We start from the raw sequence: 8,661 nt of genomic DNA on the forward strand, positions 1-8,661 counted from the left end.
TGAGACGCTCCCGGCGTGATTGGACGCAGAAGTGCAGCCCGTGCGGCCGGTATCGCGTTGGGGTATCTGGCCGACCTGTACTGGGCCGATCCGCAGCGCGGCCATCCGGTGGCGTTGTTCGGCCAGGCCGCCGTCGCGTTGGAGCGCCGCAGCTACGCCGACAGCCGGGCGGCCGGTGTCGCACACACCGCGGTGCTGCTCGGTGGGCTGGCCGCGTTGGGTCTCGGCCTGGAGCGCGCGGCGCGTGGGCCGCTTGCCACGACTCTGGTGACCGCCGCAGCGACCTACACCGTATTGGGCGGAACGTCCTTGGCCCGCACCGGTTCCGACATGGCGTCCCGGCTGGAGTGCGGTGACATCGCCGCCGCCCGTGAGCTGCTGCCGTCACTGTGTGGCCGAGATCCCGCCGCACTGGACGCCGACGGTCTGGCGCGGGCGGCGCTGGAATCGATCGCGGAGAACACCTCCGACGCCCAGGTTGCGCCCATCTTGTGGGGAGCGGTGGCCGGTGTGCCGGGCCTGCTGGTGTATCGCGGCGCCAACACCCTGGACGCGATGATCGGCCATCGGTCCGAGCGTTACGAGCGGTTCGGTTGGGCTGCAGCACGATTCGACGATGCGCTGAACTTCGTCGGAGCCCGGGTGGCGGGGCTGTGCGTCATGGTGGTGTCCGGTCATCCCGGTGCCACGTGGCGGGCGTGGCGCGGCGACGCGCACAAGCACCCCAGCCCCAATGCCGGTGTGGTCGAATCGTCCTTCGCCGGGGCGCTGGGAGTGCAGCTCGGCGGTGCTACGCAGTACTCCTACGGGATACAGATGCGCCCGACTTTGGGCGAAGGGCCACCGCCCAGTGCCGAAGATCTGCTTCGAGCGGTACGGCTGTCGCGGCGGGTACAGGCGCTGGCTACCGGCATGGCCGTGTACCTCAGCGCCGTCGGCCGTACCTGTCGGCCAGCTTCTCCTCGGTAGTGCGCGGTTCGGCGGGTTGGTCGGGGTCGGGGGGACCAGCTGCCACCTGGCTCTTTTCCAGTCGTCGTTGTCGCATCTCGGCGCGCACGAAGTACCCGACCCCGATCGGCGCGACGATCCCGAACGCGATCCACTGGATGCCGTACGACAGATACGGCCCGGCATCCAGATGCGGTATCGCGATCACTCCGAGGCCTCCCGGCTGACCCTCCACCAGTTGCAGGTAGGAGCCGGCCAGCGGCACCCCGGTCAACTGGGAGACCTGCGCCGGGTTGATCGAGTACACCTGCTGGATACCGTCGCGGCGGAACGGCTCCTTGCCTGCGCTGACCGGTTCGGGGTCGCGCAGCCGGCCGGTGATGGTCACGCTGCCGGTCGGGGGCGCAGCGAACGCCGGCACGCCGGGACCGTCTTCGGCTTTGACGTATCCGCGATTCACCAACACCACCGGTCCGCCGTCGACCGCGAACGGCGTCAGCACCTCGTAGGACGCGTCACCGTCGTCGAGCCGCAGCCGGACCACCACCTGGCCCTCCGGCCGGTAGTGTCCGGTCGCCGTCACCCTGCGCCACTGGGCATCCGCGGCCGGCGAATCCTGGTGCGGTAGAAGCGTTGTCAGAGCAACCGGATCGGTGTTCAGCGACGACGAGATCTGGTTGTTCTCCCGGGAGGTTCGGGTGTTCTTGCCCAGCTGCCACGGCGCCAGCACGGTGAAACACAGGTATGCGAAGGCGATCACCACGACAAACAGTGCCAGCCACTGCGGCCGGAACAAGAACGCGAGGCGCCGCATCAGGAGTCCCGCTCGGCCAGCTGCTTGTCGACCCACTCGTGCAGCCCGGGCAGCGATACGTCGATGACCCGGAACGTCTCTTCGAAGTCGGCGATATCGCCGTAGTACGGGTCTTCGACGTCCAGGGCGTGCGCGCCCGAACGCGGATCGAAAGACCGCATCATCCGCAGCCGTTCGCGGTCCACCCCCAGATCGTCGAGGATGCGGGTGTGGTTGCGGCCCATGGCCACCACCAGGTCTGCGGCCAGATGGTCGGGGCCGACCTGCGCGGCACTGTGCGAGGTTGGGTAGCCGTGGGTTCGCAGCACCTGCTCGGCCCGGCTGTCCGCGCGGTCGCCCGAGTGCCAACCTCCGGTGCCGCCGCTGGTCACCCGGACCACGTCGGCCAGTCCGCGCTCGCTGATCTGGTGGGCGAACATCTTCTCGGCCATCGGAGAACGGCAGATGTTGCCCGAGCAGACGAACGTCACATGCAACTGTGTCTGATTCCCCGGTCGCTGCGCTCCTGCCCTCCTAGACACCCAGCACCTCCCGCAGGTCGTCGACGGTAGCGACCCGTCGGATATGGGCCTGGCCATCGAAATCTGTTGCGCCGTAACCCCAGTCGACGACCACAGTATCGATGCCGTGGGCCGCGGCACCCTCGACGTCGTGCGATCGATCACCGACCATGAGCACCCGATCGGGCACCGGCTGCAGCTGGGTGAGGGCGTGGGCGACGACGTCGGCCTTGGCTGAGCGCGATCCGTCGACGCTGGCCCCGGCGACCACCTCGAAATGCTCGTCGATGCCGAAATGCTCGACGATGCGTCGTGCGGTCGGTTCGGCCTTGGACGTCGCCACCGCCAGTCGCACGCCCGCGGCACGCAGATCGGCCAGCAGCGCCTCGATGCCGTCGAACATGCGGTTCATCGACCAGCCGCGGGTGGTGTAGTCGGCGCGGTAGGCGGCGATCGCTTCGTCTGCGCGATCGCCCAGTCCCAACGAGCCCAGCGTCACATGCATCGGCGGGCCGACTATCCGGTCGACCAGGTCACCATCGGGTATGTCGGCACCGATCTCGGTCAGCGCGTGCCGGAAGCTGGCCACGATGCCTTCGGCGGAATCGGTCAGGGTCCCATCGAGGTCGAATATCACCAGCTGTGGAGTCACCGGGCCATTGTCTAATGTCAAGGCGTGGCAAGTCGAACCGCCGCCCGCTATCACGGTGACCAGGCCGTCGCGCCCGGCATGCTGGATTTTGCGGTGAACGTGCGTAGTGCCGGTCCGCCGGCCTGGCTGAGCGAGCGGTTGGCCGCCCGCCTGGATGATCTGGGGCGCTATCCGTCGGCTTCCGATGTCGCTGCCGCTTGCGACGCAGTGGCGGCACGTCACGGGCGGGCACCCGAGGAAGTCGCGTTGCTGGCCGGCGGCGCCGAAGGCTTTGCCCTGCTGCCGCGGCTGCAGCCCCAGCTGGCGGCGCTGATCGCGCCGTCGTTCACCGAGCCTGAGGCGATCTTCGACGCGGCTGGTGTCCCGGTGGCGCAGGTGGTGTTGCCCGCGCCGTTCCGGCTGCCTTCCGCCCTGGTTCCGGACGCGGCCGATCTGGTGGTGGTCGGCAACCCCACCAATCCGACCGGGGTGCTGCACAGCCGCGCTGAGATTCTGGCGCTGCGCGGGCCGGGCCGTCTTGTGGTGGTCGACGAGGCCTTCATGGACTCGGTGCCCGGCGAACCGCAGTCGTTGGCCCCGGAGTCGCTGCCTGACGTGGTGGTGTTGCGCAGCCTGACCAAGACCTGGTCGCTCGCCGGCCTGCGGGTGGGGTACGCACTGGGAGACCCTGAGGTGCTGGCCCGGCTGACCGCCCAGCGCCCGCACTGGCCGCTGGGCACGCTGCAGCTGGAAGCCGTCATCGCGTGCTGCGGCCCGGACGCCGTCGCCCAGGCTGCAGCGGGTGCGGCCGGACTTACGCAGCTGCGGGCCGATATGGTCGCCGGGCTGACTGCCGCGGGATTCCCGGTGGTCGCCGGAGCGGCACCATTCGTGTTGTTCGGCGTACCCGATCCAGAGCTGGCTCGGAAGTACTTGCAGGAGAAAGGGATTGCGGTGCGACGCGGTGACACGTTCTTCGGCCTGCCGGACGGATACCTGAGGGCGGCGGTACGGCCCGAATGGCCGGTGCTCGTGCAAGCGCTGCAGGAGGTGGTGTGGTGAGCGTCGAGCTCGGCGAGGTCATCGCGGCGCTGGACGCCGCGTACCCGCCGGCGCTCGCGTACAACTGGGATTCGGTCGGGCTGGTCTGCGGGGACCCCGGCGAGGCTGTCGAATCGGTGACCATTGCCGTCGATGCGACGGCCGAGGTGGTGGCGTCGGTGCCCGAGCGCGGCCTGCTGCTGGCCCACCATCCGCTGCTGCTGCGTGGGGTCGACACGGTGGCCGCCGACACTGCCAAGGGCGCGTTGTTGCATTCGCTGATCCGCCGAGGTGCGGCCCTGTTCACCGCCCACACCAATGCCGACGCCGCCTCGCCCGGGGTGTCCGATGCCCTGGCTTCGGCGCTCGGACTGCAGGTCGAGGGTGTTTTGGAGCCCGCGGAGGCGGCCGGCGGCCGGCTGGACAAGTGGATCGTCTACGTGCCCGCCTCGCACGCGGCAGTCGTCCGCGAGGCGCTCTTCGGCGCCGGTGGCGGTCGCATCGGCGACTATTCGCAGTGCTGCTGGAGCACTTCCGGCGTTGGTCAGTTCCTTCCACACGAGGGTGCCGCACCGGCGATCGGTGCGGTCGGTGCGGTGGAACAGGTGGCCGAAGACCGCATCGAGATGGTGGCCCCGGCCCGGCTGCGTGGCGCACTGCTGACCGCGTTGCGGGCCGCGCACCCGTATGAGGAGCCGGCGTTCGACGTGTTCGAGTTCGCGGCGTTGCCGTCGAATGTCGGCATCGGGCGGATCTGTGCTCTACCGGAACCAGAACCTTTGTCGGCTTTTGCTTCTCGCGTATTGCGCGGGCTGCCGCGGACCTCGTGGGGGGTACGGGCCTCGGGCGATCAGGATGCGCTGGTGTCGCGGGTCGCGGTCTGCGGGGGAGCGGGCGACTCGCTGCTGGGTGCGGCATCGGCGGCCGGTGTGGACGTCTACGTCACCGCGGATCTGCGGCACCATCCAGCTGACGAGCATCGCCGGGCGTCCGGCGTGGCGTTGGTCGATGTGGCGCACTGGGCCAGTGAATTTCCGTGGTGCGAGCAGGCGGCTGGGGTCCTACGTGCACAATTCGGTGATGCGTTGCCGGTGCGGGTCAGTCAGATCCGTACTGATCCATGGAACGTGGATGTGCTTGACTGAGATGAATTGCCGAGGACGTTGAAATGAAAGCTGAAGTAACCCAACAGCGTTTGTTGCTTGAGCTGGCGGAACAGGACGCAGCGCTGGCCCGTCTGACGCACCGGCAGAAGAATCTCGCTGAGCAGCAGCGGTTCGAGGCGGTGAAATCCGAGCACGGTGAGGCCAACGATCGGCTGGCCGCGTTGTGCCTCGCGGTGGAAGACCTTGATGAACAGGTGGCCAAGTTCGAGGCCGAGATCGACGCGGTGCGCCAGCGCGAGACCCGCGACCAACAGTTGATGGACGGCGGTTCGGTCGGGGCCAAGCAGGTCTCTGAGCTGCAGCACGAGCTGGAGACGTTGCAGCGCCGCCAGTCCAGCCTGGAGGAGCAGCAGCTGGAGATCATGGAGCGCCGCGAAGAATTGCAGGGTCAACGGGCTGAGCAATTGGCGCTGATCGACGCGTTGCAGGGTGATCTGACTACCGCGCAGGTCGAACGGGACAATGCCTTGGTATCGATCGACGACTCGCGGCAGGTGGCATCGGACCGCCGCATCGCGCTGGTCGGGTCGCTGGATCCGGAGCTGGCCGCGCTGTACGAACGCCAGCGCGCGCAGGGGGGTGCCGGTGCCGGTCTGCTGCAGGGCGGGCGGTGTGGTGCCTGCCGGATCGAGATCGACCGCGGTGAACTGTCCCGGATTTCCGCCGCGGCCGACGATGACCTGCTCCGTTGCCCGGAGTGCGGGGCAATCTTGGTACGGGTCAAGGACTTTCGTGCCGGTGATGTTGGGTGAAGGTGCTCGTCGAGGCCGACGGTGGGTCGCGGGGAAACCCGGGTCCGGCGGGCTACGGCGCGGCGGTGTTCTCTTCCTCGCATGACGAGGTGCTGGCCGAGCGCAAGGAATTCATCGGCCGGGCGACCAATAATGTCGCGGAGTACCGCGGTCTGATCGCCGCCCTGCAGGCGGCTTCGGAGTTGGGCGCCGCGGAGGTCGCGGTGTCGATGGACTCCAAGCTGGTGGTCGAGCAGATGTGCGGCCGCTGGAAGGTCAAGCACCCGGACCTGATTGCCCTTCACCGGGAAGCCACTGAGTTGGTCGGCCGGTTCGACCACGTCACGTTTTCGTGGATTCCGCGGGAGCGCAACAAACATGCGGACCGCCTGGCGAACGAGGCGATGGACGCTGCCTCGTCAGAGCCTGCACCCAAGCCGGCGGCACCCGGTTGGACCGGCGCGCGTGGCACACCCACCCGGTTCTTGCTGTTGCGACACGGGCAGACCGAGTTGTCGGTCAATCGTCGATACTCGGGCCGGGGCAACCCTGCTTTGACGGAGCTGGGGCGTGGTCAGGCCGCCGCCGCCGCTCGCTATGTGGCCGGGCTCGGCGGCATTTCGGCGGTGATCAGTTCGCCCCTGCAGCGTGCTTTCGACACGGCGTCGGCCGCGGCGGCGGCGCTGGGCCTCGACGTCACGGTCGATGATGATCTGATCGAGACCGACTTCGGCGACTGGGAGGGGCTGACGTTCCTCGAAGCCGCCGAGCGCGATCCCGAGCTGCACCAGAAATGGTTGGGAGACACCAGCATTACCCCGCCCGGTGGGGAGAGCTTCGATGCGGTCGCCCGTCGGGTGCGGCGGGCGCGGGATCGGATCATCGCCTCACAGGGCGAGGCCACCGTCCTGGTGGTGTCGCACGTGACGCCGATCAAGACCTTGTTGCGACTCGCGCTCGATGCCGGCCCTGGCATCCTCTATCGGTTGCATCTGGATCTGGCCTCCTTGAGCATCGCCGAGTTCTACAGCGACGGCGGGTCGGCCGTGCGGTTGGTGAACCAGACCGACTACCTGTAGGTCGTATCGCGCTCGGCCAGTTGTACTGACCTGAGAGGTTAGGTATGCGGCTGGCGGGTGGTTGACCCTTGAGTGCGGTGTGGCCGCGGTGGTGATTGTAGGTGTGTAGCCATCGGGGGTATTCGTCGCAGCGTTCGGTGTCGCTGGTGTAGAGGCGGGCGTAGGCCCATTCGTCAGCCAGGGTGCGGTGGAACCGTTCGGCTTTGCCGTTGGTTTGCGGGTGATAAGGGCGGGTGCGGCGGTGTTCGATCGTGCCTAATGCGTCCCGAAACTGATGCGATCGGTAGCAGGAACCGTTGTCAGTCAACACTTTCCGAACAGTGATGCCGTATTCGTTGAACCAGGCGTTGGCGCGCGACCAAAACTCGGCGGCGGTGTCTTTGCGTTCGTCGGCGAGCAATTCGCTGTAAGCCAATCGCGAGTGCCCGTCGATCGCGGTGTGCAGGAAGTGATACCCCCGCAGCGGATGGCGATGCTTGCTGCGCTGCCCCGAACTCTTGTCGGCCTGGGCATTGCGATTGCCGGCGGTGCGTCCCAGCATCCGCCATCCACCACCAGCGGGGATCTTGCCGATCTTCTTGACATCGACATGCACCAAATCCCCTGGGGCAGCCGAGTTGATCCGACGAATAACGCGGCCGCTGGGGCGATCCAACCAGTGCAGTTTGGCCAGCCCGTATCGGGTGAGCACGCGGTGCACGGTCGAGGGATGTAAACCCAGCAGGTAACCGATCCGCGCTGGTCCCCAGCGCCGCAGGACACGAACTTTGATGATGCGCCGCTCGGTCCGAGTCGGTGTCTGGTTGGGGCTGCGGTGTGGTCGTGAGCTGCGATCGGCCATCGCGGCCGGCCCGAACTCCCGGTAGCGCCCTGCCCAGCGTTGTGCCGTGGTGACCGCGACCTGGAACCGCTCCGCGGCGCGGCGCAGCGACCAGCCGTCATCGACGACACAACGAGCCAAACGCAGACGGCCAGTTTCGGACAGCGGGGCATTACGGTGGGACACGAAGACCTCCGAGAGGGTTGGTGCGTTCCTAGACAGCTCGCACTTCACTCGGAGGTCTTCTTCATGTCACCACGCCACGCCGTACCTAACGTCCGTGGTCAGTACAGCTAGTTGCACTCACCAGACTCGGCGGATCGTCTGGGTTTGCCCGCTCCTATCGTCGTTGATTCGTTTGACTGAGTGATCGGCATCCCGGGGCGTGGGTTATCCCGTCCGGTTAGGTGGTCTAACTATCGGATGTGAATTACGTTGGGCGGCTTGTGTTTAGCGGTTCTAATCGTCGCCGATTCGAGTGGTCATGCAGACCGGCCGTTGGCGCCGGTGTGCGTCGGTTGTGATGTATCAGAACTGTCACCCATGTCCTGATACATCACACCGGTGCGTGTCGGTGGCGAGGTTTATCATCGAATGTATGTTCGAATCTGGGGATTCTTCGGCTGTGGCGGTGGTGGATGCGATCGCGGTGGCTGCGCGGGAAGAGAATGCGGCGGGGGCGCGTCGGTTGGCGGCGATCGGGGCGTTGTATGCGTTGCGGGCTCCCGATGATGATGTGGAGCGTCAGTGTTGGGTGATTGATGGGTTCACCGGGTTGGTGGTGGAGGTGGCGGCGGCGTTGGGGGTGTCGCGGTGCCGGGCCAAGGCGCAGGTGGAGCGGGCGGTGACGTTGCGGGAACGGTTGCCGCAGGTGGCGGCGGTGTACGCCAACGGCCTTGTCGATGCGGTGCTGATTGCGATGATCGTGTCT

At 67.2% G+C, this 8,661-nt stretch carries 9 protein-coding genes and 1 pseudogene; 6 read left to right on the forward strand and 4 right to left on the reverse strand.

Going from position 1 to position 8,661, the window contains the following annotated elements; translation table 11 throughout:
- Positions 1–15: 15 nt before the first annotated feature.
- Positions 16–969 carry a cobalamin biosynthesis protein gene (locus ABIA30_RS26710; RefSeq protein WP_370071103.1) on the forward strand — a complete coding sequence of 318 codons (954 nt, stop codon included), beginning with the start codon at positions 16–18 and terminating at the stop codon, positions 967–969.
- Here the strand turns inward: ABIA30_RS26710 and ABIA30_RS26715 are convergent.
- From ABIA30_RS26715 to ABIA30_RS26725, 3 genes are read right to left on the reverse strand one after another with little or no spacing between them, the layout of a single operon-like run.
- On the reverse strand, positions 926–1,762 hold the full coding sequence (locus ABIA30_RS26715; protein ID WP_370071105.1) for an SURF1 family protein: 837 nt from the start codon (positions 1,760–1,762) through the stop codon (positions 926–928). The two genes, ABIA30_RS26710 and ABIA30_RS26715, sit on opposite strands and share 44 nt — an antisense overlap.
- Positions 1,762–2,283, reverse strand: a complete 522-nt coding sequence (locus ABIA30_RS26720; RefSeq protein ID WP_370071107.1) for a low molecular weight protein-tyrosine-phosphatase — start codon at positions 2,281–2,283, stop codon at positions 1,762–1,764. The genes ABIA30_RS26715 and ABIA30_RS26720 overlap by 1 nt, the downstream gene beginning before the upstream one ends.
- Positions 2,276–2,914: an HAD-IA family hydrolase gene (locus ABIA30_RS26725; protein WP_370071109.1), complete on the reverse strand. Its 639-nt coding sequence runs from the start codon at positions 2,912–2,914 to the stop codon at positions 2,276–2,278. Before ABIA30_RS26725 ends, ABIA30_RS26720 begins: the two co-directional genes overlap by 8 nt.
- Before the next feature lie 24 nt (positions 2,915–2,938).
- Here ABIA30_RS26725 and cobC point away from each other — a divergent pair, with 24 nt between their 5' ends.
- The 4 genes from cobC to ABIA30_RS26745 are packed head-to-tail and all read left to right on the forward strand — an operon-like array spanning position 2,939 to position 6,910.
- Positions 2,939–3,955: an Rv2231c family pyridoxal phosphate-dependent protein CobC gene (gene cobC / locus ABIA30_RS26730; RefSeq protein WP_370071111.1), complete on the forward strand. Its 1,017-nt coding sequence runs from the start codon at positions 2,939–2,941 to the stop codon at positions 3,953–3,955.
- A complete protein-coding gene (locus ABIA30_RS26735; protein WP_370071113.1) occupies positions 3,952–5,079 on the forward strand; it encodes a Nif3-like dinuclear metal center hexameric protein in 1,128 nt (375 codons plus the stop codon). Before cobC ends, ABIA30_RS26735 begins: the two co-directional genes overlap by 4 nt.
- Positions 5,080–5,102: 23 nt before the next feature.
- Positions 5,103–5,852 (forward strand): zinc ribbon domain-containing protein, encoded by a 750-nt coding sequence (locus ABIA30_RS26740; RefSeq protein WP_370071115.1) that lies wholly within the window; start codon positions 5,103–5,105, stop codon positions 5,850–5,852.
- Positions 5,849–6,910, forward strand: coding sequence for a bifunctional RNase H/acid phosphatase (locus tag ABIA30_RS26745; RefSeq protein WP_370071117.1), 1,062 nt, complete (start codon positions 5,849–5,851; stop codon positions 6,908–6,910). The genes ABIA30_RS26740 and ABIA30_RS26745 overlap by 4 nt, the downstream gene beginning before the upstream one ends.
- A gap of 19 nt (positions 6,911–6,929) precedes the next feature.
- Here ABIA30_RS26745 and ABIA30_RS26750 read toward each other — a convergent pair.
- Positions 6,930–7,916, reverse strand: a pseudogene (locus ABIA30_RS26750) (IS481 family transposase); the annotation flags it as partial.
- 412 nt (positions 7,917–8,328) lie between these two features.
- Between ABIA30_RS26750 and ABIA30_RS26755 the strand changes: the two are divergent.
- On the forward strand, positions 8,329–8,661 hold a 333-nt coding region (locus ABIA30_RS26755; protein WP_370071119.1), incomplete at its 3' end, for a DUF222 domain-containing protein.

It is taken from the genome of Mycobacterium sp. MAA66 (assembly GCF_041261665.1).
In the GTDB taxonomy this organism is placed as follows: Bacteria; Actinomycetota; Actinomycetes; order Mycobacteriales; family Mycobacteriaceae; genus Mycobacterium.

Coding starts and splice junctions, on each gene's coding strand:
- ABIA30_RS26715 (WP_370071105.1), bottom strand. CDS start 1,762: ATGCGGCGCCTCGCGTTCTTGTTCCGGCCGCAGTGGCTGGCACTGTTT.
- ABIA30_RS26740 (WP_370071115.1), top strand. CDS start 5,103: ATGAAAGCTGAAGTAACCCAACAGCGTTTGTTGCTTGAGCTGGCGGAA.